Consider the following 26285-nt stretch of genomic DNA (forward strand, 5'->3'; position numbering starts at 1 on the left):
TCGGCACCTGGTTTCAACCGGCCTGGTTGCCGGGGCGGTACTGCAGTGCCTCGGCCAGGTGGGCGCGTCCAATGGCGTTGGCCGGCTGAAGATCGGCCAGCGTGCGTGCGACCTTGAGAATTCGGTGAGCCGCGCGTAGCGACAGGCCGAGACGTTCGCAGGCGCGTTCGAGCCATTGCTGATCCTCGGGTTGCAATGCGCAATGGCTGCGCAGACCGGCAAGATCGAGGAAGGCATTGGCGCAGCCTTGTCGCTTGATCTGCACGCGCCGCGCTTCGGCCACCTTGGCGGCGACCCGCTGTGTGGTTTCGTTGCCCGCCAGTGGTGCATTCAGCGCAGTGGCTTCGCGCGCGACGGTCAGGTGCAGGTCGATGCGATCCAGCAGCGGACCGGAGAGTTTGCCTCGGTAACGTTGAATCTGGTCTGGCGAACAGCGGCAGCGACCGCTGGCGTCGCCCAGGTAGCCGCAGGGGCAGGGGTTCATCGCCGCGACCAATTGGAAGCGTGCCGGGAAGCGCACCTTGTCACGTGCCCGCGCAATGACGATGCAGCCTGACTCCAGAGGCTCGCGTAGAACCTCCAGTACCTTGCGATCGAATTCCGGCAGTTCATCGAGAAACAGCACGCCCTGATGCGCCAGGGTGATTTCGCCCGGCCTCGGTCGACTGCCCCCTCCAACCAGCGCTGGCCCCGATGCACTGTGATGGGGCTGCCGAAAAGGGCGCTGTGGCCAATGCGCCAGCGGTGACTGACTGGCGACAGACTGAATCGCGGCGACTTCCAGTGCTTCCTGTTCGTCGAGAGGCGGAAGCAGGCCAGGTAGCCGGCTGGCCAACAAGGTCTTGCCGGTGCCAGGCGGGCCGGACAGCAACAGATTGTGGCCGCCCGCTGCGGCCACCAGCAGCCCACGTTTGGCTGCAGCCTGACCCTGCACATCGGCAAGATCAGGGTAGGGCAGTACCTGGCGCAGCAGGCCTTGGGCCTGAAAAGGCTCGATTGGCGTCACGCCGTTGAAGTGCGCAGCCACCTCAAGCAGGTGATCGGCGGCATAAACGACCAACCCCGATGCCAGGCTGGCTTCCTCGGCATTGGCTCGTGGCACCAGCAAGGCACGCCCGGCCTGGCGGGCCGCCAGCGCGGCAGGCAGCACGCCCTGGACCGGTCGCAGTGTGCCGGAAAGCGCCAGTTCGCCCAGGCATTCGAGTGTGTCGAGGCGATCCGCGGGAATCTGCCCACTCGCTGCCAAGATGCCCAGGGCGATGGCCAGATCAAAGCGGCCGCCATCTTTCGGCAGATCAGCCGGGGCGAGATTGAGGGTGATGCGGCGGGCCGGGAAGTCGAAGCCTGAGGTCAGGATCGCGCTGCGCACGCGATCCTTGCTTTCCTTGACTGCCGTTTCCGGTAGGCCGACCAAGGCCAGCGAAGGCAGGCCGTTGGCGAGGTGTGCTTCCACCGTCACGGCGGGGGCTTCCACGCCCACTTGGGCGCGGCTATGGACGATTGCGAGGGACATCCGATCACTCCTTGATCGTGACGCCTTCCGGTCTATTCGGACGCGGGCGGCGCGAGTTTCTCTTCCAGTTCGGCGACCTTGGCTTCCAGGGCTTCAAGGCGCGCTCGGGTGCGTGCGAGGACAACCATCTGGCTGTCGAATTCTTCGCGGCTGACCACGTCGAGCTTGCTCAGCGCACCTTGCACGATGCCTTTGAGCTGGGCTTCGACTTCCGCACGGGGGAGGGGGCTTTCACCGCTGAACAGGCGCGAGGCCTGGGAACCGATGGCGTCGAGAAAAGCTTTGGGTGGGAACATAAACATCACCTGTTTCTGAGCGACGCGCAGTGTAGCACGGGCTCTTCGGGCGTCCTGTCGGAGCCCGTGCACGATTGCGGGCATCGCGTCGCGGTGGTGTGCACCGGCCTGGTGCGTGATCCAGCGAGCGAACCGCGGCGTGGACGTGCGCGCGCGTTGCAGGGCGCCTTGCGCCGGGCATTGTTAGAAGCTGGCATCGATTCTGCTTGGAAGCTCGTGAAGCATGCGCCAGCAGCTTGTGGTGCATAGGCGATTCTGGACGTTTCGTCGGATCGGTTGATGGTGTCGGAGGGTCGCTGGGCAAAGCCGGCGCGTTACAAGAGCCAGACACTGCGCTTAGACTTGAGCCGGGTTCGTACTTCTGGGGCAAGTCCACCTAAACGGGAGAAGTTTTCATGAAACTAGTCACTGCCATCATCAAGCCGTTCAAGCTGGACGACGTACGCGAGTCGCTGTCCGAAATCGGCGTTCAGGGCATCACGGTCACTGAAGTCAAGGGGTTCGGTCGCCAGAAAGGCCATACCGAGCTCTATCGCGGTGCCGAATACGTGGTCGATTTCCTGCCGAAAGTGAAGATCGATGTCGCGATTGCCGACGATCAGCTCGATCGGGTGATCGAAGCCATCACCAAGGCGGCCAACACCGGCAAGATCGGTGACGGCAAGATCTTCGTCGTCAATCTGGAACAGGCCATCCGCATCCGTACAGGCGAAACCGATACAGACGCAATCTGACGACCCGGCGCGTAGCGCGCGTTTGAGCGGGCGGTAACGCCCGACACGTCGCCACGCACCGCTCGAGCTTTTGCGATTGCCTGCCTGGCAGGCCTACGAACCCCCACGCCCCAGGAGTAAAACCATGACTCTGCGAAAATTCGCAGGGCTAGGAGCCCTTTTGTCTCTGATAAGCCCCGGTATCGCCATGGCGCAGGAGGCACCGCTTGATTCCGGCGATACGGCATGGATGCTCACAGCCACTGCGCTGGTGCTGTTCATGACGATTCCAGGTCTGGCGCTGTTCTACGGCGGCATGGTCCGTTCCAAGAACATCCTCTCGGTCATGATGCAGTGCTTCGCCATCACCGGCCTGATGAGCGTCCTCTGGATGGTCTACGGCTACAGCCTGGCGTTCGACACGGCTGGCATGGAAGCAGGCGTCACCAACCTCAGTTCCTTCGTCGGTGGTCTCGGGCGTGCTTTCCTCAGCGGCCTGACGCCCGACAGCCTCACCGGCACCGTGCCGGAAAGCGTGTTCATCACCTTCCAAATGACCTTCGCCATCATTACCCCGGCGCTGATCGTCGGTGCCTTCGCCGAGCGCATGAAATTCTCCGCGATGCTGGTGTTCATGGGCGTCTGGTTCACGCTGGTCTATGCACCGATCGCACACATGGTCTGGGGTGGCGACGGCGGCCTGATGTGGGACTGGGGCGTGCTCGATTTCGCCGGCGGTACCGTCGTGCACATCAACGCCGGTATCGCAGGTCTGGTGGCGTGCATCGTGCTCGGCAAGCGCAAGGGCTTCCCGACCACGCCGATGGCTCCGCACAACCTCGGGCTGACCCTGATCGGCGCAGCCATGCTCTGGATCGGTTGGTTTGGTTTCAACGCCGGCTCCTCCCTGGGGGCCAACGGCACCGCTGGGATGGCGATGCTGGTGACCCAGATCGCCACTGCGGCCGCCGCGTTGAGCTGGATGTTTGCCGAATGGCGGACCCACGGCAAACCCAGCGCGCTGGGTATCGCGTCGGGCGTGGTTGCCGGTCTGGTCGCCATCACTCCTGCTGCCGGCACGGTAGGCCCGATGGGTGCACTGATTATCGGCTTGGCCTCGGGCGTGATCTGCTTCGTCTGTGCCACCAGCCTGAAACGCAAGCTCGGCTACGACGATTCCCTGGATGCGTTCGGTGTACACGGCGTCGGTGGCATCGTCGGCGCTTTGCTCACTGGCGTGTTCGCAGCGCCTGCTCTAGGCGGCTTCGGTGAGGTGGACAACATCGCGCTGCAGCTGTGGATTCAGCTTAAAGGCGTGCTCTTTACCGTCGTCTACACCGCCATCGTCACCTTCGTGATCCTCAAGGTGATCGACGTGGTGATGGGGCTGCGGGTCAGCGAAGAAGAAGAAACCATCGGCCTCGACCTCAGCCTGCACAACGAACGCGGCTACAACCTGTAAGCACACGGAGTGCGCCCGGAGCCAACCCGGGCGCTTGACCGAATGGCGCCCAGGCGCTCGGCATAAAGGTGAAAATAATGGATAGCACAGCACTCATACCCATCCAGTACGGACTCGATACTTTCTACTTTCTCATCTGCGGTGCGCTGGTGATGTGGATGGCGGCCGGTTTCTCCATGCTCGAAGCCGGCCTGGTCCGGGCGAAAAACACCGCTGAAATCCTCACCAAGAACATCGTGCTCTACGCCGTGGCGTCGATCATGTACCTGCTAATCGGCTACTACATCATGTATTCCAGCCCGGACGGCGGCATCCTGCCGAGCCTGGGCTTCCTGATCGGTGACGAGAACGCGGTGGACGTGGTTGCTGCCGGTGGCGAGGACGCACCCTACTATTCCGCGCGCGCCGACTTTTTCTTCCAGGTCGTGTTCGCAGCGACCTGTATGTCGGTGGTCTCCGGTGCCGTGGCCGAGCGCATGAAGCTCTGGGCATTCATCGCATTCGCGGTGGTGATGACCGGCTTCATCTATCCGGTACAGGGCTTCTGGAAGTGGGGCGGCGGCTTCCTCGATGCGGCTGGCTTCCTCGATTTCGCCGGTTCCGGTCTGGTGCACATGGCCGGTGCTTCCGCCGCCCTGGCTGGCGTACTGTTGCTGGGGCCGCGCAAGGGCAAATACGGCCCGAACGGACAGATCAATGCGATCCCTGGCGCCAACCTGCCGCTGGCGACCCTGGGTGCATTCATCCTGTGGATGGGCTGGTTCGGCTTCAACGGCGGTTCGCAGCTGAAGATGAGCACCATCGAAGACGCCAACGCAGTCGCTCAGGTGTTCACCAATACCAACATGGCGGCGGCGGGTGGCTTGGTCGCGGCATTGATCACGGCGCGCCTGCTGTTCGGCAAGTCCGACCTGACCATGGTTCTGAACGGTGCACTGGCCGGGCTGGTCGCCATCACCGCCGAGCCGCTGACACCAAGCGCGCTGCAGTCGGTGCTGATCGGTGGCGTGGGCGGCGTGCTGGTGGTCTTCAGCATCCTGGCCCTGGACAAACTCAAGCTTGATGACCCGGTGGGCGCCATTTCGGTGCATGGTGTGGTCGGTATGTGGGGCCTGCTGGCGGTGCCGCTGACCAACGCCGATGCCACCTTCGGTGCGCAGCTGCTGGGCCTGGTATCGATCTTTGCCTGGGTGTTCATTGCCAGCTTGATCGTGTGGGGCATCCTCAAGGCGGTCATGGGGCTGCGGGTGAGCGAAGAGGAAGAATACGAGGGTGTCGACGTCGTTGAGTGCGGCCTCGAGGCCTATCCGGAGTTCACCAGCAAGCGTTGATTTTCAACGCAGCGACAAGGGCGCCTCAGGGCGCCCTTTGTTTTTTCTGACGCCGCGCTAGAATGCGCGCGTTCAGGAGCCGAAGGGGTTGTTGAGAATGTGGCGACAGACACTCATCACGCTGCGCCCGAAGCCGCGAGGCTTCCATCTGATAACCGACGAGCTGCTTGCACAATTGCCGGAACTGCAACAATGCGAGGCCGGTCTGTTACACCTGTGGCTGCGTCATACCTCGGCTTCGTTGACCATCAACGAGAATGCTGACGGCGCGGTGCGGCGTGATTTCGAGCGGTTCTTCAACCGGCTGGTGCCGCGGGGGCAGAAGGGTTACGAGCATGATTACGAAGGGCCGGACGATCTGCCAGCACACTTCAAGGCGAGCCTGCTCGGTTGCCAGCTGAGTTTGCCGGTCAACGAAGGGCGACTGGCACTAGGGACTTGGCAGGGCATCTATCTGGGGGAACACCGGGATCAAGGTGGCGCCAGGCAGGTCCTTGCGACGCTGCACGGGATGGCAAGTTGAATTTTTTTTGGCGATGGCGAACAAATCACATCGCTGGGCTAGGGTCTATTTCCGTTTCGTCGCGGCCGCGACGGAGCCGATTTTTGCGCGAGATAAGGCACGAGTCGCGCAGTTTGGTTGTTCCAAATAAGCGATGAGAAACGCCGTGTCGCACAAAAATCGGCCCGTCCCTACGGGTTGCGCGCCAAATCTCGCCATGCGGCGTTGCGGGACTTGGCAAGGGAACGACCATTACCTGCGTCCCGCGCCTTGCCTGGCGAGATTTGGCGCAGCAACGCGGCTCGCAGCGAAACGGGAACAGACCCTTAAACTTCCGCTTTGGCAAGGTACGAGGTTGAACATGAGTGACGAAGAACTAGAACAAGACGATCTGGACACGAACGACGAGGACGAAGGCGAGGAGCTGGCGGCTGCCGATGACGGCGAAGCGGATAACAGCGCCGATGACGAAAGCACCGACAGCGACCGTGCGACGCCTACCAGTAAGAAGAAAGCCAAGGCAGTTGTGGTTGAAGAGCTGCCGAGCCTGGAAGCCAAGCAGAAGGAACGTGACGAGTTGGCCCGTGCGATGGAAGAGTTTCTGAAACGCGGGGGACGCGTACAGGAAGTCGAACCCAACGTCGTTGCTGATCCGCCCAAGAAGCCCGACAGCAAATACGGTAGCCGCCCTATCTAACGTCGAGAGCTTCTGATTGGACGATAGGTCACGTCGCCAGGCGGGACCACTAAGAAGCCCAGCACGGTTGTGTTGGGCTTTGTCGTATCTGCGGGAGCGTCAGGCTATCGCCACCGCGCGAGCAGCGCAGGCAACTCTGCCAGGCTGCGAAGCTCGGCGTCGGGCTGGCCTTCGTGCTGCCACGCTTTGCCGCCGGGGTTGAACCAGATCGCACGCACACCGGCGCGTTGCGCCCCGCCGATGTCGTCGTCGGGGTGATCGCCGATATGGACGGCGTGCTCGGCAGCTACGCCCGCCCGCGCAAGCGCTTCCTGAAATGGTCGTGGGTCTGGCTTGCCGATCCCCAGGTCTTCTGCACACAAAGTGAACTGAAAATAGTCAGCCAATCCCAGCCTGCGAACGTCCGCGTTGCCGTTGGTCAGCACGCCGAGCATGTAGTGATTGGCCAGATGTTCCAGTGTCGGGTGAACGTCAGGAAATAGGTCGATGGCGTGCCGCGCTTCGAGGAAGACATCGAAAGCCTGATCGGCAAGCTCTCGCGCCTCTGCCTCCGCATAACCGGCGTCATGCAGGGCGTGAAACAGGATGCGACGGCGCAGCGCGCTGATGCGGTGCTTGAGGTCGGGTTCGGCCTCGACCAGCATGCGGCGGATCGCGGCGAGCGATTCCACCGGAAATCCTCCCAGTCGCGGTGCGTGCTCGCTCAGCCAGTCGCGCAGGCTGTTTTCCGCACTGTGAATGACCGGGCCGACGTCCCACAGCGTGTCATCGAGGTCGAAGGTGATCAGTCGAATGCTCATTGGTCGCTGCCTTGCTTGCGTTTGGCGCGTGGGTGCGCCTGGTCATAGACCTTGGCCAGGTGCTGGAAGTCCAGGTGCGTATAGATCTGCGTGGTGCCGATGTCGGCGTGGCCAAGCAGCTCCTGCACGGAGCGCAGGTCTTGGGATGATTCCAGCATGTGGCTGGCAAAGCTGTGCCTGAGCATGTGCGGGTGCAGGTGCTGGCCGAGTTCCCGTACCCCCGCCTGACGCACTCGTAGCTGTACCGCGCGTGCACCCAGACGGCGGCCCTGCTGACTGACGAACACCGCGCCATCCGGCGGGTTGCTCAGCGCACGCAGTGGCAGCCAGGCTTCGAGCGCTTCGCGTGCTTTGCGGCCCACGGGCAGCACCCGTGCCTTGTTGCCCTTGCCTTGAACCTGAACCAGCCCGGCGGGTAGATCCAGTTGATCGAGGTTCAGGCCTACCAGCTCGGCCAGGCGTAACCCCGATGAATAGAACAGCTCCAGCATCGCCTGGTCACGATGGCCAATGAAGTCGTCTTCGACGCCGCCATCCAGCAACTGCATGGCTCGGTCGGTGTCGAGCAGTCGCGGCAGGCGCTTTTCGCCCTTGGGAGCGGAAATTCCGGCAGCCGGATCGTGGGCGCAGCGGCCCTCCTGACTAAGGTAGCGATACAGTCCGCGCAGCGACGACAGCAGCCGGGCCAGGCTGCGGCTCGATTGACCTTGGCGGTGTTGCTCGGCGATCAACTGGCGAACATGCGAGCCTTTCAGATCGGCCCAGTGCCCAAGCCCGTGCTTCTGGCAGAAGTTCGACACCTTGATCAGGTCGCGCCGATAGCCGTCGAGCGTATGCGGCGACATTTGCCGTTCGCTGCGAAGATGTTCGAAGTAGGCGTCGAGGTCGGTTTGCATGGTAAAGCCTCAAGAGCCGAGACGCGCTGGAGGCTGGAAAGCTGGACAGGTAAAGCATTTGAAGCGGGCTTGGCAGACTTTTGGAGAAAGCCTTGCCCCTGTCCAGCGTCCAGCGTCCAGCGTCCAGCGTCCAGCGTCCAGCGTCCAGCGTGTCAGCGCACCGAGCGCAGCGGTGTGGAATACGACGGCAGCACGCGGGTCAGTACTTCGGCGATGTAGCCAAGGAACAAGGTGCCCAGTGAGCTCTTGTAGTGCTGTGGGTCCTCGCTGCCGATGGCGAGAATTCCCTGCTGCTGGTTCAGTGCGACCACCGCCGCCGAACCGATGCTGCCGCTCTCTTCTTCTCCGAAAAGAAAGGCGAGTTCGTGCGGACGAAGCACGCCGCAGACGGTCTTGCCGCTGCCAAGCAGCCCGCCGATCGCTTGCTGGGCTTCAGCGCTGGTGACGCTGCGCCCCACCGGCAGCGGCGTTTCGCTGAACAGGATCAGGCTCACGAACGGCACCTGGAACTCATGACGCAGGCTTTCATCCACCGCGCCGATGACTTCTTCCAGGCTGTTGGCATCCAGCAGATCCAGTACCAGTCGGCGGGTCTTGTCGAACAGCCGATCGTTATCGCGCGCCACATCCATCAGGTGCGACAAGCGATGGCGCACCTCGATGTTGCGCTCGCGCAGCAGTTTGACCTGGCGCTCGACCAGCGACACGGCGGTGCCGGGCTGATGGGGAATACGCAGCTCTAAAATCAGCTCGTCGTGATCGACAAAGAACTCCGGGTGGGCCCGCAGATAGGCCGCGACGGCTTCTGCGTCCGGCAGCTGTGGCTTGTCCTGGTTTTGCTCGGTCATAGGCGAACCTGTCCTTCGAATACGCGAACGGCGGGGCCGGTCATCATAACGGCCTGTCCGACACCTGCCCATTCAATGGACAGACGGCCGCCTGGAAGTTCGAGTTGCACCGGGGAGTCCATCCAGCCCTGCTGGATCGCAGCGACCGCCGCTGCGCAGGCGCCGGTGCCGCAGGCTTGGGTTTCGCCGGCGCCGCGTTCCCAGACGCGCAGCTTGGCGTGCTGACGGTCGATCACCTGGATGAAGCCGGCGTTGACCCGCTGGGGAAAGCGCGAATGGTGCTCGATCTTCGGTCCAAGTCCATGCACCGGAGCGTTGTCGACGTCCTCCACACGCAGCACGGCGTGGGGGTTACCCATGGATACGGCGGCGATGTCCAGCTGCTGGCCATCGACCTCCAGCGGATAACTCAAGGCTTGTTGATCGGCCAGGAAAGGTATCTGCGCGGGAGTCAGGCGAGGCGGACCCATGTCGACAGTGATCTGCCCGTCGGGCCGCACGATCAGTTCGATGATGCCGCCTTTGGTCTCGACACGGATCTGCCGTTTCACGGTCAGGCGCTTGTCCAGTACGAAGCGGGCAAAGCAGCGCGCACCGTTACCGCATTGCTCCACCTCCGAACCATCGGAGTTGAAGATGCGATAACGGAAATCCACGTCGGGGTTGTGCGGCGGCTCGACCAGCAAGAGCTGATCGAAGCCGATTCCCGTGTGGCGGTCGCCCCACTGCTTGGCGTGCTTGGGCTGAATATGCGCGTGCTGGCTGATCAGGTCGATGACCATGAAATCATTGCCCAGGCCGTGCATCTTGGTAAAACGCAAAAGCATCGTCGTGGCCTCAGGCAGGCAGCAGGCTTTCGCCGGCGTAAAGCTCCTGCACGCTTTCGCGGCGGCGCACTTCGTAGGCTTCGTCGCCATCCACCAGCACCTCGGCAGCACGGCCGCGGGTGTTGTAGTTGGAACTCATGACGAAACCATAGGCGCCGGCGGAACGAACGGCCAGCAGATCGCCCTCGGCGAGGGCCAGCGGACGCTCCTTGGCAAGGAAGTCACCGGTTTCGCAGATCGGGCCGACGATGTCGTAGTGGCGCGCCTCGCCTTCACGCGGCTGCACCGGTACGACGTCCATCCAGGCCTGATAAAGGGCCGGGCGGATGAGGTCGTTCATCGCCGCGTCGACGATGGCGAAATCCTTGTGCTCGGTGTGCTTGAGGTATTCCACACGGGTCAGCAGCAGTCCCGCATTGGCCACGATCGATCGACCTGGCTCGAACACCAGCGCCAGGTCACGACCGTCGATACGCTTGCGCACCGCCTGGATGTAGTCGCCGGCAAGCGGTGGCTGCTCTTCGCGATAACGCACGCCCAGGCCGCCACCCAGATCCAGATGTTTGATTCGGATGCCACGCACGGCGAGGCGGTCGATCAAGGCCAGCAGCCGATCGAGTGCATCGAGGAACGGCGGCAACGTGGTGAGCTGGGAGCCGATGTGGCAATCGACGCCCACGACTTGCAGGTTGCTCAGCTCATGCGCGCGGGCATAGACATCTTCGGCATCGGCAATCGCGATGCCGAACTTGTTTTCCTTGAGACCGGTGGATATGTACGGATGGGTCCCGGCATCGACGTCCGGATTGACCCGTAGCGAAACCGGTGCCACCGCGCCCAGCTCGGCGGCCACCTGTTGCAGGCGCTCGAGCTCCTCGGTGGATTCGACGTTGAAGCAGTGCACGCCGACTTCCAGCGCGCGGCGCATGTCGTCACGGGTCTTGCCGACGCCGGAGAATACGATGCGCTCTGGTTGGCCACCGGCCGCTAGGACGCGCTCCAGCTCACCGCGCGAAACGATGTCGAAGCCAGCACCAAGCCGCGCCAATACGTTCAGTACGCCTAGGTTCGAGTTCGCCTTGACCGCAAAACAGACCAGGTGCGGCATGCCCGTCAGGGCATCGGCATAGGCGCGGTACTGCGCCTCGATGTGGGCGCGCGAGTAGACGTAAGTGGGGGTGCCGAAGCGTTGCGCGAGAGCGGGCAACGCCACGCCCTCCGCGAAGAGCTGACCGTCGCGGTACGAGAAGGCCTCCATGAATGCCTCCTTACAGTTCGAATCGGTCTTTGGAACGTTCTTTGGCAGTTGCCTCGTCGTCCGGTAGGTAGAGCGGGCCTTTCTGGCCACAGCCGGTAAGCGCCGAAGCGAGAACCGCGAGTGCAATGAGTGGAAGCAGCAGACGCTTCATTGGGGTGCAATCCTAGAAAAATCGATGGCCGGAGTATACCCAGCACCCGTGGGATTGCCTATGTGGCCGAGCTCGCCGGTCCCGCATCTGACGCCAGCCCGGACAGCCGCTCGCTAGACGCGGCGGTGGCCTGCTAAGCTCGCCCGCATCGTCGGTGGCCGCGTTGCCGCCGAGCAACCCGTACCGAGGAAATGGATTCATGAGCCTGAGCGAAGCCCGCTTTCACGATCTTGTCGACGCTGCGCAGGAGGAGATCGAGGACGTGTTCGATCACAGCGGCATGGACGTCGATCTGGAGAATTCCGGTGGCGTACTGACCGTGCGTTTCGAGAATGGCACACAGCTGATCTTCAGCCGTCAGCCGCCGCTGCGCCAGCTGTGGGTGGCGGCGCGGTCCGGTGGTTTTCATTTCGATTATGACGAGTCCGCCGCGCTGTGGATCTGCGATGCCAACGATGAACGCCTGGGCGAACTCCTGTCGCGGGTTACTGAGCAGCAGGGTGGCGAGGCGTTGGAATTTGAAGACCTGTGAACGTTGCGCCCAGCTGACCCAAGCCAGGATCAGGCACGCTTGCTTATTTAATGGGCTGTGATAGGGTCGGTTGCAGGTTAAATAACCCCGCCTTCGGGCGGGGTTTTGTTTTTTTGTCTGTTTACTTTTTCCAGGAGCTTACCCGCACCCATGGCCAGCGCACCGCCAATCATCATCACTCAACCCGATCTCCAGCGGCTCGAGCGCTTGCTCGACGGTCTGGCTGACTACGGTCCGGCCGCCGAGGCGCTCGAAGAGGAGTTGTCCCGCGCCCAGGTGGTCGAGCGCAGCGAGTTGCCCGCCGGTGTGGTGTCGATGAACTCCCGGGTTCACTGCCGCGATGAGGGTGTCGGCAAGGATTATCATCTGACGCTGGTGTTTCCTCAGGATGCCGGCAAGGAAGGTACCGTTTCGGTTCTGGCGCCGGTAGGCACGGCGCTGTTGGGCATGACCGTGGGTCAGCACATCGATTGGCCGACCCCCGGCGGTAAGGTGCTCAAGCTGACCCTGCTGGCTGTCGAGTATCAGCCGGAAGCGGCGGGCGATATCAATCTCTGAGGGCGTCGTGATGACGCCCGTTCTCGCACAATGCCTCAGAGAGCCTTTAGCGCCTGGTTGAGGGCCGCTTCAAGATGCGCTTTGTAGCGCAGGTGCTGAACCGTTTGGGCGCGACCGGTACCGTGCAGGCCGGACATGTCGAGATCGGTTATGTAGCAGGGATAGCGCTCGGCACCGTGCCGTTGCGCGAGAATGAACTGCGCAACTGCGGCGAACAGCTCGGTGCCGTATTCCAGGCTCGAAAACTCCTGATGGTTGCAGTACAGGGTCACCCGTGAGCGACCTCGTTCGCTGTGTTCGACAATGGCCTGTACGTCATAGAAAGAATCGCCAACGTTTTCCCGTGGCGGCGGGCGGCGCTCGATGCTCGCTGCCCGGTCCGCGGTTGCTGTCATGAGTCTGTAGTACAGGATGTCCATCGCTGCCAGCCGGCTTTTCTCGAAGGGAAGCTGGGTGTTGCGGCGGTAGCTCACCGATTGTAAAAACCGCAGCAAAGGCGTCAGCAGGCTCTGCTCGTCTCTATAGGGCTGTTGCTGACGCCAGAGCGCGTTGAACTCATCGAGGACGGTAATTTCCGCCAGGTCCCCCTGAACGCGGTAGAACACCTGAAGGCAGTGCGCCCTGGCCTGACCAAGGATTAACGGCAGGTCGGTTCCTTCAAGTGCATGTCGCTCCACGCGGATGGGCCGCACGCTGCGATGAGCCTCGCCGAGATGTTCCAGCAGTGCGGGCATGTCGCTCAAGGTGGTGTGCCGAACATTGCCACTCACCAGATCGAGCAAATGGTAGTGCTGGCGTACCTGTAGCAGGTAGCGGGTCTCATCCGGCTCGTCGAGCAAGGTCTGGGCATCGGTGAAGATGGTGTTGATACGCCGTGCGAGTGCCATGCCGGCGTTTCGACTGAAACAGCGTATTTGCAGGTTGGGTCGCTCGCCACGAGGGGGCAGTTCCTGCAGGAAGTCACGCAGGCAGTCCGGCAGCGGAGATGTGCCTTCATAGCGCGTTGCGATCAGTTCGCTCCAGCTGTTGAGCGTCAGTTGATCGATGCTCAGCACCAGGTTGTCTCGCGTAACGGCATGCCGCAGCGATTCGGTGAGCTCGTCGAACGACAGGGGCTGCAGAGGGTTCAGCGGATCAAGCCCGACGTTGATCAGTAGCAGGACCTTGACGGGACTGGCCGCGATCAACAGCGCTTCGTCAGCAAGTGCCTCGGGCGGCATTGGGAATGCCTGGCGGATATCGGTCAGTAGCGCGAACAGCTCGGCTTCACTCAGGCCGCTGTCGCCAGGGTGCAGGGCGACATGCGTGGCCGTATCGATAATGCCGTTGCGGTGGCACCAGGCCAACAGCGGCACCAGCTCGCGGGAGCGCTTGAGCGGGGAAAAATTGCTGAGCTGTTGGGCATTTAGGTTGCCCTCGTAAAGCGCCCAGTACACATCATCTGCCGCGTCGTAGCCCTGCATGAGCGTCAGGCTGTGTTCTGCCAGATCAGGCGCGATGCCCAGGTTGATGGCTTCAACCTTACCCGCCTTGCGCTCGATCGCCGCATGCAGGCGCCTGCCAAGCACACCGAAATCCCGCCCGTTGATGCTGCTGGTGATCTGCAGGCGTCGCGCAAACTCACTGAGGAACCGGTAGCCGTAGGTCAGTTCGTTGACCAGTGCGCGGCGTTCCTCGACGACTCGCCGCACCTTCCATTGGCTGCGTGCGTCGAGTTGGGCAAATTGTCGATCATTCCATTGCCACTCGGCCGTCAGCCGCTCGAGCAAACGCCGCTTCCAGCTTTTGCTACGGCCGCTGGGCGGCTGGCTGAGGGGCTTGTTGACCTTCAGGTAGAGACAGCGACGCAACAACGCGAGGCGTTCCTGGTCGCCTCGCTTGGCGAGGTAAAGTTCGATTCGGCGGTAGGCGACGATGTAGGGGTCGAGCTCGTCCAGGTCGAGGCGATTGGCGTACACGGCCTGTTTGAAATCGAGGCTCAGGCAGCGCACCTGCGGGTGTTCGCTGGCGTAGACCTCGACCAGCAGCAGCTTGAAAAGTGACTTGTAGGGCGACTCGATGGCCTTGTACAGCTGCCAGAGGCCCGCACCGAGGTATTCGCCGGGAGGGATGCTGGCGAGGCTGCCCAGGTCCAGGACCTCGTCGCTGCGCACGAAGCGCTTATCCAGCAGGGTGCGCACGTAGTCGTGGTAGCGGTGCTCTTCGTAATCCGGCACCAGCCACCAGAGGGGCGTACGCCCGCCCAGCCAGATCGCGGTGCGGTAGAACTCGTCGAGCAGCAGGTAGTGCTGAGTAGTACCGCAATCATCGGAGGTGAGCTTGGCTTCGCGCGCGCCCTGGGTGAAGCGGACCGGGTCGACCAGAAAGAAATGAGCCTCGCTGCCTTGAGTCGCCGCCCAAGTCTGCAGCAGTTCGCATTTGCGTTGCAGTTCGCCGAGTTGTTGCGCAGACAGATGCGGATCATGGCAAACCCAGACATCCAGGTCGCTTTGATCATCCTGCGCAACAGTGCCAAGACTGCCCATGAGGAACAGGCCGAGAATCGGTTGCGGCGGCTTACCGCGCAGTGGCTTGTAGGTGAACGAACGGCTCAAGCGCTGGGCTTCGGCCAAGGTATCGGCGTCAGGCTCGAACCCCGCCAGTCCGGCTGGCATGGTGCTGGAAACGTAGCCGGGCAGAATCGGATGGTTTACATGAAATAGCAGCGGCAACAGGCTGAGCACGCTCTGTTGGCGGGATGACATGGCCAGCCGAGTGCGTTCCAGGCGTGCGGCGTTCAACGACAGAAAGCGGGCACGAAGCGCGGCAAGCACCTTGCGATCGATTCCCTCTTCAAGGACGGGGCGGAGTTCCTGGTGGCGCGTCATCGGGTGATTGGTTCAGGCAAGCGACGTTGTCCGACATGTTGATCGAGGCGAACGGCGAAAACTAGCACGGGGCAGCGAAAGCCGCAGCTGTAGCAGCGGGTGATAGCCGATGCCGGTTCGCTGTTCAAACCGGCAAATGGCGTACTCGGCTCCGATTTGGGCGCCCCAGGCTCAAGCCGGAGCGGTCTCCGAAAGGATGCTCAGCAACACTCGGGCGTGCTCCGCGGCATCGCGCCCAAGGCTGGTCAAGTAGCCGCCGTCAGGCAGCGTTGTCAGACCTTTGCTATGCAGGCGCTGTGCAGCGGCGATCGCCGTATTGCCGGCGTCGTGGTGAACCTTCAGGCCTTCAAGTGAGTTGTCGAGGTTGAACAGGCGAAGCATTTCCAGCTCGGCTACCACTTCTGGGGTGTAGGACATGTCTGCTCCTCGGATGGTGGGCTTTGGCCCTGTTTGCGAAGTGTAGATGCTGCGCGCGCACCTGCTCTAAGACTATTCGGCTAGGTCCGGCAGATTCCGCAGCTGCGTTTCGTATCCTTCGACATCGAACGGGCGGTCTTGCTCAAGCATTAGCCGGATCTCTCCCGCCAGCACGAGTGCCATCAGCTTGAGGATCTCGTCGCGCTCATAGCCGACCAGCGTCAGTTTGTTCAGCGTAGCTTGGGTGGCGGCGGGCTCGCCGGCTTCAAGCTGGTTTTCGATTGCCTGGATCAGGGTTTCCTCGGCAAAGGTTTCATCATCATCGGACGTGGCATCGTTCATGTCGCAACTCTCGTCAGGGAAGATCTCGATGGCGTGTCGAGGTGAGTACCGGCAAGCTTACTTCAGTAGGAGAGGCCGGCTGAACGCTTCGCTTGGGCTGGTTTCTATTCTTACTATGACTTATCGAGAACGCGACTACAGCAATGATCATTTTTCACTGTCTTGAAAACGGCACGCTGGTGCGACGCGTTGCCGAAAATCTGCAGACACTCCCCGAGAATGTGCTGTGGGTCGATCTTCTGTCGCCTGACTCGCAGGAAGAGCGTTTTATCGAGTCGTCGCTGGGGCTGGACATTCCAACCCGCGAAGAACTTGCCGAAATCGAGGATTCGTCGCGCTTCTACGATGAGGACGGCGCAATCTTCATGACCACAACGGTGGTCATGGGGATCGCGGATCGGCGTCCGGAAAATGCCGAAGTGACCTTCGTCCTGACCAAGCGCTGCCTGGTGACCGTTCGCTATACCGAGCTCAGTGCGTTTCGGCAGTTCGGCGCGAAAAGCTCTCGGCAGCCATCGACCTTTTCCTCCAGCCATCAGATTTTTCTCGCCCTGGCGGACGCTGTGGTCGATCGCATCGCCGATGTGCTGGAAAGCGTTCAGGTTGAGCTTCAGACCTTGTCGAGGTGCATCTTCGACGAACGAAAGGAGCAGCGCACCGACCTGCAACAGATCATCCAGCAGCTTGGGCAGCACCGCTCGCTCCTGTCGCAGCTGGGCGAAAGCTTGTTCAGCTCGACCCGTCTGTTGGCGTTTTATCGTCTGCATGCCAATGAGCCCAGGCAAGGCGTTGCCAAAGGCCTGCTGAAGGCGTTGGAGCGCGACGTGCGTTCGCTTGGTGAGCATCAGGCGCGACTGTTGGGCGATATCGCCTTCCTGCTTGACGCGACGCTGGGTCTGATCAATATCGAGCAGAACGCCATCATCAAGGTGTTTTCCATTGCTGCCGTGCTGTTCTTGCCACCAACGCTGGTGGGGACGGTATACGGCATGAACTTCGAACGCATGCCCGAGCTGAGTTGGTCGTTTGGCTATCCCATGGCACTTGGGATGATGATCGTGTCAGCGATCATTCCCTATGCCTGGTTCAAATTCCGTGACTGGCTCTGATCACCCGAAGAAGTACAGGATGATGCAAAACACGCCCAGCAGCGCCCAGACACTGCCGAAGATGATCGGCGTGCGCAGAGAAAACATCAGGGTGCGTTTGTAGCGCTCGCCGCCTGCCGGGGTGTTGCCTTCTCCAAAGAGCGCCGAGTCGTTATTGGGTAGCAGGCCGACCCTGCCTTCGACCTGGAGCAATTCGCTTTGCTTGTGATGCCAGCGCTCTATCACGTTGTAGCTCGCCCGGATGCCCGGTATCGCATGCAGCGACGTGATGAGCCCGAGGAGCGCCAGCACAGAGGGTACGACCAACCGAAATAAACTCCCCCAATCAGGGTTGGTGTTGGCCATCGATGACGCGAAGGCGATGATTAGAAACGACTGCGAAGACAGGTAGCCGCTGGTGCGGCTGGCCAGTAGCGTGGACTCGAAATGAATTTCCGAGCGGTAAAATTGCAGCCGCTCCTTGGGCGAGTCGAAGACCTCGGCGGCCTGCGTGTCCTGGTTCAGCAGCAAGCTTCGCAGATCGGTCATGGATGTCTCGCATAAGATGGAGCGATAGGAAAGTGGCGCTCTACTAAAGTCCTGATTACGCCGTAAGAGTTCCAGGCGTTCTAGACAGCTGATGGCGATCTCGGGCGCGGCGGCATCCGGGTCCACCAGAGCGATACCACCAGCGCGATGAATGTGGATGACCAACAGGCGGCGGCGATCACTAGCCAGAGCCCGGCTTCAATGCCCAGCAAGGGCGGTAAGACGCGCGCCAACGTCGCTGCGCTGATCAGCAAGGCGAAGGGATGAATCCACGGTTGCGCATTGGCATCGCGAAAGCGGTACAGCAGGCGCGTGCGCACCATCACGCCAAACGTCAGGCTGCCCAGTGCACCGATGGTCAATACGTGCAGCGTGGCGCTGACCGGCAGCCAAGGGCCGCTCATGGCGACGCCAAGCAGCACCAGGCCCAGTGAAAGCCAGCTGTAGCCAACCAGCAGTACCAGCAAATCGGCTCGGCTGCGGTAGTGCCAGGGTTGCCAGCGCAGCAGGCGAAGTACGCCGAGCACTCCGGCTGCAACCAGCACGGCGCCCGCCACTCGTCCGAGTAACGTCCAGGGCAGCAGGCTCAATCCAAACGCAATGCCCAGCAGGATCAGCACGGCACCTTCAAGCTGCGGCTGCACCCGTGCATCGAGACGGCGGCCTTCGCTTTGAGCATGTCCGGCCAACGCCGGGGCGATGATGCGTCCGCCCATGAAGAACATCAGTGCGGCGAAAAGCACCAGCGCCGGCTCCCGCAGCCGCATTGAGGAGCCGGCGCCGGCAGCGTTGGCCAGGAGACTGGTTACACCAAGACCGATTACCACAGGCGCCACCGTCTGGTTGCGCCATTTCTTGGCTGCTCCGAGAAATCGCGGTACCACCTTCCACAGCAGCCCGGCGACGAATAACAGATCGGCGCCAACGGCATACCAAGCGCCCGGTGCAAGAAGGAAGCCGGCGCGTGCGGCCAGCCAGCAGCCAAGTAGCGCCAGGGTGATCCGCTGAGGTTGGGGCCCAAGCAGGTAGCCGGCGACAACTGCAAGCGCGTATCCGAACAGCATCTCGTGAGCGTGGCCGGCCGGTGTTGCCAGCCCAGGCAGAGCCGGTGCAAGGCCGAGCATGGTTAGCACGGACCACGGCAGGATAAGTGCCGCGTAGAGCGCAGCCGCGGGGAAGAACCAGGCGTTGGCGAAAGGGAGGCGCGGTTTACGTGGGGCCATCTGCAACTCCGATGTAACGGGGCGCGCGGATGCCCCGTTACCGGATGGAAACATCAGCGGCTGGCGAGGCGTTCGCGGCCGCGCTGAACCGCTGCGCGAACCTGCGCCGGTGCCGTACCGCCGATGTGATCACGGGCGTTCACCGAGCCTTCCAGGGTCAGCACGGCGAACACGTCATCGCTGATCTGGTCGCTGAACTGGCGCAGCTCGTCCAGCGACATCTCGGCCAGGTCCTTGCCGGTCTGCACGCCGTACTTCACCGCATGGCCGACGATCTCGTGGCAGTCGCGGAAGGGCAGGCCCTTGCGTACCAGGTAGTCGGCCAGATCAGTGGCGGTGGAGAAGCCGCGCAGGGCCGCTTCGCGCATGATCTCGCGCTTGGGCTTGATCGCCGGGACCATGTCGGCAAAGGCGCGCAGCGAGTCGCGCAGAGTGTCGGCGGCGTCGAACAGCGGCTCCTTGTCTTCCTGGTTGTCCTTGTTATACGCCAATGGCTGGCCCTTCATCAGCACCAGCAGGCCGCTCAGGGCACCGAATACACGGCCGGTTTTGCCGCGCACCAGTTCCGGCACGTCCGGGTTCTTCTTCTGCGGCATGATTGAGGAGCCGGTGCAGAAGCGGTCGGGCAGGTCGATGAACTGGAACTGCGCGCTGGTCCAGAGCACCAGCTCTTCGGAGAAGCGCGACAGGTGCATCATCGCCACCGAGGCGGCGGCGCAGAACTCGATGGCGAAGTCACGATCCGAGACGCCATCCAGGGAATTGCCAGAGATCGCTTCGAAGCCCAACAGTTCGCAAGTGATTTCCCGCTGAATCGGGTAAGTCGTGCCGGCCAGCGCGGCCGAGCCCAGCGGCATGCGGTTGGTGCGCTTGCGGCAGTCGACCAGGCGCTCGTAGTCACGGCTGAGCATCTCGAACCAGGCCAGCAGGTGATGGCCGAAGGTCACTGGCTGGGCAGTTTGCAGGTGGGTGAAGCCGGGCATGATGGTGTCGGCTTCGGCTTCCGCAAGACCCAGCAAGCCCTGCTGCAGACGGGTAATTTCACCGAGGATGGTGTCGATTTCGTCACGCAGCCACAGGCGGATATCGGTGGCGACCTGGTCGTTGCGCGAGCGGCCGGTGTGCAGCTTTTTGCCAGTGACGCCGATGCGGTCGGTCAGCCGCGCCTCGATGTTCATGTGCACGTCTTCCAGCTCGACGCGCCAGTCGAAGGTGCCGGCCTCGATTTCGCTCTGGATGTCCTTCAGGTTGGTGATGATCTGATCACGCTCATCTGCAGTCAGCACGCCGGCCTTTTCCAGCATGGTGGCGTGGGCGATGGAGCCCATGATGTCGTGACGATAGAGGCGCTTGTCGAACTCGACGGAGGCGGTGAATCGGGCGACGAAGGCGTCGACGGGCTCGCTGAAGCGGCCGCCCCAGGACTGGTTGGTCTTGTCGGTGCTCATGAATGCGCTCGCAGAAATCGGATGGCAAATTGGAGGCCCCGAATAATAGCAGGGTTACGCGCGGCTTCCGCGCTGGTGCGACCCGGCGAGCGGCTTTATCAGGCCTTGAACTGCCCGAGGCTGGCTTCGAGCCGCTGCGCGAGCACGCCCAGCTCCTTGCCGCTGGCCGCGGTTGCGGTCACCGCTTCGGCGGAGCGTTCAGCTTCGGTGAGGATGACTTCGACCCGCTCGCGTACCGCCGTTGCCGTGCCGGCTTGTTGTTCCGCGCCTTTGGTGGCCTCGCGGACGACCTGATGCACTTGCTCGACTGCAGTCTGCAGGGCGCGCTGCAGATCGCGACTGCTGCCGAGGGAGGCCAGGCCGCTGTCGGCTTGTTTGCCGGCCGCGTTGATTGCCGAGACGGCGTCGCGCGCACCCCGTTGCAGGCTTTCGATATGCATCTGGATATCGCCGGTAGATTGCTGGGTCTTGCTGGCGAGTGCTCGCACTTCATCGGCCACCACGGCGAATCCACGACCACTTTCGCCGGCGCGGGCGGCTTCGATGGCTGCATTCAGTGCCAGCAGATTCGTTTGCTCGGCGATACCCCGGATCACGGTCAGGACCACTTCGATCTGTTCGCTTTGCGTGGCCAGTTTCTCGATGACCGAGGCGCTTGTCTGTACGCCACTGCCAAGTGCCTCGATCGTCCGGCCGACCTGTTCGGAAATCGCCTCGTTATCCACCGCGGCCTTGCGAATCGAGGCGACCTGATCGAGAGCGGTCTGCATGGCCCGACTTTCATCCTGCGCGCGCTGGGTCATGTCGGCCAACGCCTGCAAGCTACCGGCGACTTCGTCGCGTTGCCGTTCGGCAGCGGCTGCGGCAGCGCGACTGCGGTTGCCCAGGGTGTCGATTTCCGCCCCTGTCTGTACGGCGATGGCGCGTGCCTCCTGGACGATCGGCTGGAGCTTGGCCAGGAACAGATTGACCGCGTCCGCCATCTCTCCCACCTCGTCTGCGCTGTGAATCTTGACGCGCTGGGCGAGGTCGCCGTGGCCGGCCGAGAGACCGCGCAGCGCGCCGTTGAGCAGGCTCAGTCGGCGCAGTACCTGGCGCCCAAGCACTAAGGTAACGGCGAATAGCAGCAGTATTCCGGTGATGGCGAGGCCGGCGCTGATTTTCCAAAGCAGCGCCGAAGCCGAGCGCTCCACTGCCTTCTGGCTATTGGACTCGATGCTTTGGGCCACCTCCGTAGCAGCGGCCAGGCCTGACGCCATGATTTTCGCGCTGTCGCTGGCAGTGGTTGCGAGGCCGGCCTCTACCAGCTTGGCGCCGCTGGTGACCAGCTTCTGGAAGCGGCTGTCGAAGGCGGCCAGTTCGGTGCTTACCGCGGAAGTGGAGAAACCAAGGACAACCTGGCCGATGTCCGCGCCCTTGGGGTTGATCGAGGTCTTGGCGAGATACAGCATGGGATCGTTCTCGGCTGCTGACAGCACCTTGTCGAATGAGGTGCGTCCGGTGCCCTTGTCCAGCAGCGCCTTGACGCGCGGGTCCTGGCGGTTCAAATGGCGGGTTAGCTGGTTGCCATCGGCATCGAAATAGACGACGAACACGACTGCCGGGTTGCGGTGAGCCATTCTGACGAACTCGGTCAGCGCCGGTACGTCGTTGTCCCAGATCGCCGCTGGCGCAACGCCGGCGAGCAGCGTGGCGAGGTCGTCTCCGGATTGTTTGAGGTGACGCTCGAGCACGTCTTTCAGCTGTTTCTGCTCTTCGGTCAATTGCTGCGTTAGCCCTTGGGATAGATCACCGGTCATGCGTTCGGCCAGGCTGGAAAGCCCGCGACTGACCTCGGTGTCTGCGGTGCGCAGTGCTTGCAGCAGCCGTGCCGAATCTGCGCCCAGACTTTGCTCGATCTCCTGCTCGAGTCCGTCGATCGTGCCGCGGGTCAATGCGAGAGCAACCAGCATTTGCACCAGAACGGCGGCGCATAGCGTCAGGAATACCGGGCGTAGCAAGCGACTACGCAGAGAGGAAAATAGCAGCATGGGTCAATACTCCTGAGGCAGCGGTAGCGATCGGCGGCGAGAGATGTAATGCAGGCATTAAGCCATCATGTGCTATTGCGAGTCGCCTATATACCTCTTTTATCGGCCAAAACGGCCATATGCTTGATTGTCGAAACCTAAACTGGCGACCGTTCGTCAGCTTCGGATCGCGCCGGGCCGATAGACTTGCCTTCGCTGCGCGACGGTAGATGCCCGCCTTGCCGGGCTCACCTTGCTTTGCACCCTCTCGGCGCGGAAACTCGATTCATGCGAACAAAAACACCTGATCGAACGCGGCCCTCAGCTCCTGTCGATGACTTTTTCGTGCCTGAGCTATGCCAGCCCGATGCCCTGCTTGGCCTGGTGCTGCTCGCAGAGCTGCTGGTGCTGGTACTGGTGCTCGCCGAGCCGATGCAGCCTGGGTTCAACTGGATGCGTCTGGCGCTGGCGTCGCTGTTCGTGCAGTGGGTGATGCTGCTGTCGGCCGGTCTTACCTGCCAGCTGCGGCCGCTGCTGGCGCGGTTGCCCGCCTGGCTGGCAGGGCTTGCCTGCTGTGCGATGGTGGTCGGGTTGACGCTGGCGTGCACCGCGGTCGCCGATATCTACCAGCTTGGCGGTCCGCTGACACGTGTCGGCGAGGTCAATCTGTATCTGCGTCATGCACTGATCAGTCTGATCATGTCGGGTCTGTTGCTGCGCTACTTCTACCTGCAGAGCCAGTGGCGGCGGCAGGAGCAGGCCGAGCTGCGCGCGCGCATCGAGTCGTTGCAGGCGCGTATCCGACCGCACTTTCTGTTCAACAGCCTGAACAGCATCGCCAGTCTGGTGGCCACCGATCCGGCCAAGGCCGAGCAAGCGGTGCTCGATCTGTCTGATCTGTTCCGCGCCAGCCTGGCGCGCCCCGGCACGCTGGTGCCCTGGCGCGAAGAGCTGGAATTGTCACGCCGCTACCTTTCCATCGAGCAGTATCGCCTCGGCGAGCGGCTGAAAGTCGAATGGCAGGTCGATGCCGTGCCGGACGATTTGCCGATTCCCCAGCTGACCTTGCAGCCGCTTCTGGAGAACGCGCTGATTCATGGAATCCAGCCAAGAATCGAAGGCGGGGTGGTCAGCGTGGCGGCGTACTATGCTGATGGCGTGTTCCATTTGCAGGTCAGCAATCCTTTTGACGAAACGGCTGCAAAGCTGCCATCTAGAGGGACTCAGCAAGCGCTGCACAATATAGACGCACGACTAACGGCACTTTTCGGCCCCGCGGCGAGTCTCAGCGTGGAGCGGCGTAATGCCCGTTACTACACCTGTCTACGCTATCCGTGTGCGACACAAAAGCAGGAAGCCAGAACTGTATGAATGTGCTGATTGTCGATGACGAACCTCTAGCCCGCGAGCGCCTCGGCCGACTGGTAGGTGACCTTGACGGCTATCGTGTCCTGGAACCTTCCGCCTCCAATGGCGAAGAGGCGCTGTCCTTGATCGAGGACCTGCGACCCGATGTTGTGTTGCTGGATATCCGTATGCCGGGGCTTGACGGCCTCCAGGTTGCAGCCAAGCTGTGCGAGCGCGACGCGCCTCCGGCGGTGATCTTCTGCACCGCCCACGACGAGTTTGCGCTGGATGCCTTCCAGGTGAGCGCGGTCGGTTATCTGGTCAAGCCGGTACGGCCCGAACACCTCGCCGAAGCGTTGAAGAAAGCCGAGCGGCCCAATCGGGTTCAGCTCGCGGCACTGACCCGTCCGGCCGCGGTGAGCGGTACCGGCCCGCGCAGTCATATCAGCGCGCGGACCCGCAAGGGCATCGAACTGATCCCATTGCCTCAGGTGATCTACTTCATCGCCGACCATAAGTACGTCACCCTGCGCCACGAGGGTGGTGAGGTACTGCTGGATGAGCCCTTGAAGGCCCTCGAAGATGAGTTCGGCGAGCGGTTCGTTCGAATTCACCGCAATGCGCTGGTCTATCGCGACCGTATCGAGCGCTTGCAACGCACGCCGCTGGGGCATTTTCAGCTGTTCCTCAAGGGGCTTGAAGGCGAGCCGCTGACCGTAAGCCGCCGCCATGTCGCCGGTGTTCGCAAACTGATGCAGAACCTCTGATACGGAGCTGGCGCTAAGGACAGGCGCCCCGCTCAACCGTTCGCCGGACGGCTTTCCTTGATCCCTGCCAACCCGATCGCCGCTCCTTGCCTGTTATCATCGCCGGCAGTTCATCTGTTTGGAATTGCTCATGTCCCGCGAAATTCGCATCGCTACCCGCAAGAGTGCCCTGGCCCTGTGGCAGGCCGAATACGTCAAGGCGCGCCTGGAAGCCGCCCATCCGCATGTAACGGTGAGCCTGGTGCCGATGGTCAGTCGGGGTGACAAGCTGCTCGATGCTCCGCTGGCGAAGATCGGCGGCAAAGGCCTTTTCGTCAAAGAGCTGGAAACAGCCCTGATGGAGAACGAAGCGGACATCGCCGTGCACTCCATGAAGGACGTACCCATGGAGTTTCCCGAGGGGCTCGGCCTGTATTGCATCTGTGAACGGGAAGACCCGCGCGATGCGTTCGTCTCCAATCACTACGAGCATCTCGATGCGTTGCCCGCTGGCGCGGTCGTCGGCACGTCCAGCCTGCGGCGTCAGGCGCAGCTGCTGGCGCGTCGCCCCGATCTCAAGATCCAGTTCCTGCGCGGCAACGTGAACACTCGCCTGGCCAAGCTCGATGCCGGCGAGTACGACGCGATTATCCTCGCAGCGGCCGGCTTGATCCGTCTTGGTTTTGGCGACCGTATCCGCGCCAGCATCAGCGTCGAAGACAGCTTGCCAGCGGGCGGGCAGGGCGCGGTCGGGATTGAGTGCAGGACCGGCGATACCGAACTGCATGACCTGCTGCAATGCATGAACGATTCCGATACCGCGATTCGCGTCAGTGCCGAGCGGGCACTGAATCGCCATCTGAACGGTGGTTGCCAAGTGCCCATCGCCTGTTACGCCGTGCTCGAAGGCGATCAGCTGTGGTTGCGTGGGCTGGTAGGACAGCCCGATGGTGCCCTGCTTCTGCGCGCTGAAGGGCGTGCGCCCAATGCCGACGCCGAAGCGCTTGGCGTGCGCATCGCTGAAGAATTGCTGCAGCAAGGCGCTGGGAAGATCCTCCAGGATATCTACGGCGAGACCGGCAAGGCGTGAACGGATGGCGTCTGTTGCTGACGCGTCCAGCTGAGGAGTGTGCGGCGCTCGCCGCCACGCTGGCAGTGCAGGGCATCCACAGCGCTAGCCTGCCACTGCTGACCATCGAAGCCCTTGCAGAAACACCTCAGCAGCGCACGACCATACTGGAACTGGACCGCTACGCTGCGGTGGTGGTGGTCAGTAAGCCGGCTGCCAGGTTGGGTTTGGCGCTGCTCCGCCGCTACTGGCCGCAGGCGCCGGCTGGGCAAGCATGGTTCAGTGTCGGTGGTGCGACTGGCGCGATACTCGCCGATTACGGTCTGGACGCCCGCTGGCCGGTTGCTGGTGACGACAGCGAAGCGCTGCTCGCCTTGCCAGGATTGGCTCAGGCCATAAGCGCGCCCCATCCAAGGGTCTTGATTCTTCGAGGCGAAGGCGGACGCGAGCTTATCGCCGACACGCTACGTGCCCGCGGCGTGCAGGTCGACAGCCTCGAGTTGTATCGGCGTCATCTGCCGGATTACCCGCCAGGCACGCTGCTCAAGACCCTTCGCTCGGAACGGCTGAACGCGGTGGTGGTCAGCAGTGGACAGGGTTTGCAGTCATTACGCGAGCTGGCAGGCGCCGATTGGGGCGGCCTGCTTGAGCTACCCTTGTTCGTACCCAGCCCTCGTGTGGCCGAGATGGCCAAGGCGTTGGGCGCCAATAGAATAGTGGACTGCCGTGGTGCTGGAACCGCGGCTTTGCTGGCGGCGCTACGGGAGAATCCCGGGCCCGCTTCCTGATGCAAAGG

At 62.3% G+C, this 26285-nt stretch carries 26 protein-coding genes and 1 pseudogene; 12 read left to right on the forward strand and 15 right to left on the reverse strand.

Going from position 1 to position 26285, the window contains the following annotated elements; all coding sequences use genetic code 11:
* Positions 1–13 precede the first annotated feature (13 nt).
* Positions 14–1513 (reverse strand): YifB family Mg chelatase-like AAA ATPase, encoded by a 1500-nt coding sequence (locus PSTU_RS0111840; protein ID WP_019341242.1) that lies wholly within the window; start codon positions 1511–1513, stop codon positions 14–16.
* Positions 1514–1545: 32 nt separating this feature from the next.
* Positions 1546–1809 (reverse strand): accessory factor UbiK family protein, encoded by a 264-nt coding sequence (locus PSTU_RS0111845; RefSeq protein WP_019341243.1) that lies wholly within the window; start codon positions 1807–1809, stop codon positions 1546–1548.
* A gap of 395 nt (positions 1810–2204) precedes the next feature.
* Between PSTU_RS0111845 and glnK the strand changes: the two genes are divergently transcribed.
* From glnK to sutA, 5 genes are all read left to right on the forward strand, one after another.
* A complete protein-coding gene (glnK, locus tag PSTU_RS0111850) occupies positions 2205–2543 on the forward strand; it encodes a P-II family nitrogen regulator (protein ID WP_003096476.1) in 339 nt (112 codons plus the stop codon).
* Between the two features lie 124 nt (positions 2544–2667).
* Entirely contained in the window at positions 2668–3984 is a 1317-nt protein-coding gene (locus tag PSTU_RS0111855; protein ID WP_029404746.1) for an ammonium transporter, read from the forward strand.
* A 77-nt stretch (positions 3985–4061) separates the two neighbouring features.
* Positions 4062–5315, forward strand: a complete 1254-nt coding sequence (locus PSTU_RS0111860) for an ammonium transporter (RefSeq protein ID WP_019341245.1) — start codon at positions 4062–4064, stop codon at positions 5313–5315.
* Positions 5316–5412: 97 nt separating this feature from the next.
* A complete protein-coding gene (locus PSTU_RS0111865) occupies positions 5413–5838 on the forward strand; it encodes a secondary thiamine-phosphate synthase enzyme YjbQ (RefSeq protein WP_019341246.1) in 426 nt (141 codons plus the stop codon).
* Between the two features lie 340 nt (positions 5839–6178).
* Complete coding sequence (gene sutA / locus PSTU_RS0111870; protein WP_019341247.1) at positions 6179–6514, forward strand: transcriptional regulator SutA; 336 nt, start codon at positions 6179–6181, stop codon at positions 6512–6514.
* 104 nt (positions 6515–6618) lie between these two features.
* Here the strand turns inward: sutA and PSTU_RS0111875 are convergent, their stop codons facing one another.
* The 6 genes from PSTU_RS0111875 to lptM all read right to left on the reverse strand — a co-directional run bounded on the left by PSTU_RS0111875 (position 6619) and on the right by lptM (position 11294).
* Positions 6619–7314 (reverse strand): HAD family hydrolase, encoded by a 696-nt coding sequence (locus PSTU_RS0111875; protein WP_019341248.1) that lies wholly within the window; start codon positions 7312–7314, stop codon positions 6619–6621.
* Positions 7311–8210, reverse strand: coding sequence for a tyrosine recombinase XerC (gene xerC / locus PSTU_RS0111880; RefSeq protein ID WP_019341249.1), 900 nt, complete (start codon positions 8208–8210; stop codon positions 7311–7313). The genes PSTU_RS0111875 and xerC overlap by 4 nt, the downstream gene beginning before the upstream one ends.
* Positions 8211–8362: 152 nt before the next feature.
* Positions 8363–9058 carry a DUF484 family protein gene (locus PSTU_RS0111885; protein WP_019341250.1) on the reverse strand — a complete coding sequence of 232 codons (696 nt, stop codon included), beginning with the start codon at positions 9056–9058 and terminating at the stop codon, positions 8363–8365.
* Positions 9055–9885 carry a diaminopimelate epimerase gene (dapF, locus tag PSTU_RS0111890; protein WP_019341251.1) on the reverse strand — a complete coding sequence of 277 codons (831 nt, stop codon included), beginning with the start codon at positions 9883–9885 and terminating at the stop codon, positions 9055–9057. The genes PSTU_RS0111885 and dapF overlap by 4 nt, the downstream gene beginning before the upstream one ends.
* Positions 9886–9895: 10 nt before the next feature.
* Positions 9896–11143: a diaminopimelate decarboxylase gene (lysA, locus tag PSTU_RS0111895; RefSeq protein ID WP_019341252.1), complete on the reverse strand. Its 1248-nt coding sequence runs from the start codon at positions 11141–11143 to the stop codon at positions 9896–9898.
* 10 nt (positions 11144–11153) lie between these two features.
* Entirely contained in the window at positions 11154–11294 is a 141-nt protein-coding gene (gene lptM, locus PSTU_RS0111900) for an LPS translocon maturation chaperone LptM (RefSeq protein ID WP_019341253.1), read from the reverse strand.
* 199 nt (positions 11295–11493) lie between these two features.
* Between lptM and cyaY the strand changes: the two genes are divergently transcribed.
* Together cyaY and rnk are read left to right on the forward strand one after the other, a co-directional pair.
* Positions 11494–11826 carry an iron donor protein CyaY gene (gene cyaY / locus PSTU_RS0111905; RefSeq protein WP_019341254.1) on the forward strand — a complete coding sequence of 111 codons (333 nt, stop codon included), beginning with the start codon at positions 11494–11496 and terminating at the stop codon, positions 11824–11826.
* A gap of 150 nt (positions 11827–11976) precedes the next feature.
* Positions 11977–12384 carry a nucleoside diphosphate kinase regulator gene (gene rnk, locus PSTU_RS0111910; protein WP_019341255.1) on the forward strand — a complete coding sequence of 136 codons (408 nt, stop codon included), beginning with the start codon at positions 11977–11979 and terminating at the stop codon, positions 12382–12384.
* Between the two features lie 35 nt (positions 12385–12419).
* Here the strand turns inward: rnk and PSTU_RS0111915 are convergent, their stop codons facing one another.
* From PSTU_RS0111915 to PSTU_RS0111925, 3 genes and pseudogenes are all read right to left on the reverse strand, one after another.
* Positions 12420–15251 carry a class I adenylate cyclase gene (locus PSTU_RS0111915; protein WP_019341256.1) on the reverse strand — a complete coding sequence of 944 codons (2832 nt, stop codon included), beginning with the start codon at positions 15249–15251 and terminating at the stop codon, positions 12420–12422.
* 171 nt (positions 15252–15422) lie between these two features.
* The gene (locus PSTU_RS0111920) at positions 15423–15668 is read right to left on the reverse strand and encodes a TIGR02647 family protein (protein WP_019341257.1); all 246 of its coding nucleotides are present in this window, start codon (positions 15666–15668) and stop codon (positions 15423–15425) included.
* A gap of 72 nt (positions 15669–15740) precedes the next feature.
* Positions 15741–15998 (reverse strand): annotated as a pseudogene (locus PSTU_RS0111925) (hypothetical protein); the annotation flags it as partial.
* Between the two features lie 155 nt (positions 15999–16153).
* On the opposite strand from PSTU_RS0111925, the gene PSTU_RS0111930 reads away from it, so the two are divergent.
* Positions 16154–17119, forward strand: a complete 966-nt coding sequence (locus tag PSTU_RS0111930) for a magnesium transporter CorA family protein (RefSeq protein WP_019341259.1) — start codon at positions 16154–16156, stop codon at positions 17117–17119.
* Here PSTU_RS0111930 and PSTU_RS0111935 read toward each other — a convergent pair whose 3' ends face one another.
* From PSTU_RS0111935 to PSTU_RS0111950, 4 genes are all read right to left on the reverse strand, one after another.
* Entirely contained in the window at positions 17120–17647 is a 528-nt protein-coding gene (locus tag PSTU_RS0111935; protein ID WP_019341260.1) for a hypothetical protein, read from the reverse strand. It lies immediately after the preceding gene.
* Between the two features lie 80 nt (positions 17648–17727).
* Positions 17728–18870, reverse strand: a complete 1143-nt coding sequence (locus PSTU_RS0111940) for an NnrS family protein (protein ID WP_019341261.1) — start codon at positions 18868–18870, stop codon at positions 17728–17730.
* A 53-nt stretch (positions 18871–18923) separates the two neighbouring features.
* Positions 18924–20318 (reverse strand): argininosuccinate lyase, encoded by a 1395-nt coding sequence (gene argH / locus PSTU_RS0111945; RefSeq protein WP_019341262.1) that lies wholly within the window; start codon positions 20316–20318, stop codon positions 18924–18926.
* Between the two features lie 98 nt (positions 20319–20416).
* On the reverse strand, positions 20417–22348 hold the full coding sequence (locus PSTU_RS0111950; RefSeq protein ID WP_019341263.1) for a methyl-accepting chemotaxis protein: 1932 nt from the start codon (positions 22346–22348) through the stop codon (positions 20417–20419).
* Between the two features lie 267 nt (positions 22349–22615).
* Here PSTU_RS0111950 and PSTU_RS0111955 point away from each other — a divergent pair, with 267 nt between their 5' ends.
* The 4 genes from PSTU_RS0111955 (at position 22616) to PSTU_RS0111970 (ending at position 26277) form a co-directional block, all read left to right on the forward strand.
* Positions 22616–23698 (forward strand): sensor histidine kinase, encoded by a 1083-nt coding sequence (locus PSTU_RS0111955; protein ID WP_019341264.1) that lies wholly within the window; start codon positions 22616–22618, stop codon positions 23696–23698.
* Positions 23695–24441, forward strand: coding sequence for a LytR/AlgR family response regulator transcription factor (locus PSTU_RS0111960; protein WP_019341265.1), 747 nt, complete (start codon positions 23695–23697; stop codon positions 24439–24441). The genes PSTU_RS0111955 and PSTU_RS0111960 overlap by 4 nt, the downstream gene beginning before the upstream one ends.
* A gap of 130 nt (positions 24442–24571) precedes the next feature.
* Positions 24572–25510, forward strand: coding sequence for a hydroxymethylbilane synthase (hemC, locus tag PSTU_RS0111965; protein WP_019341266.1), 939 nt, complete (start codon positions 24572–24574; stop codon positions 25508–25510).
* Positions 25507–26277: a uroporphyrinogen-III synthase gene (locus PSTU_RS0111970; RefSeq protein WP_019341267.1), complete on the forward strand. Its 771-nt coding sequence runs from the start codon at positions 25507–25509 to the stop codon at positions 26275–26277. The genes hemC and PSTU_RS0111970 overlap by 4 nt, the downstream gene beginning before the upstream one ends.
* Positions 26278–26285 lie beyond the last annotated feature (8 nt).

The sequence above is a fragment of the Stutzerimonas stutzeri SDM-LAC genome, assembly GCF_000235745.1.
Classification (GTDB): Bacteria; Pseudomonadota; Gammaproteobacteria; order Pseudomonadales; family Pseudomonadaceae; genus Stutzerimonas; species Stutzerimonas stutzeri_H.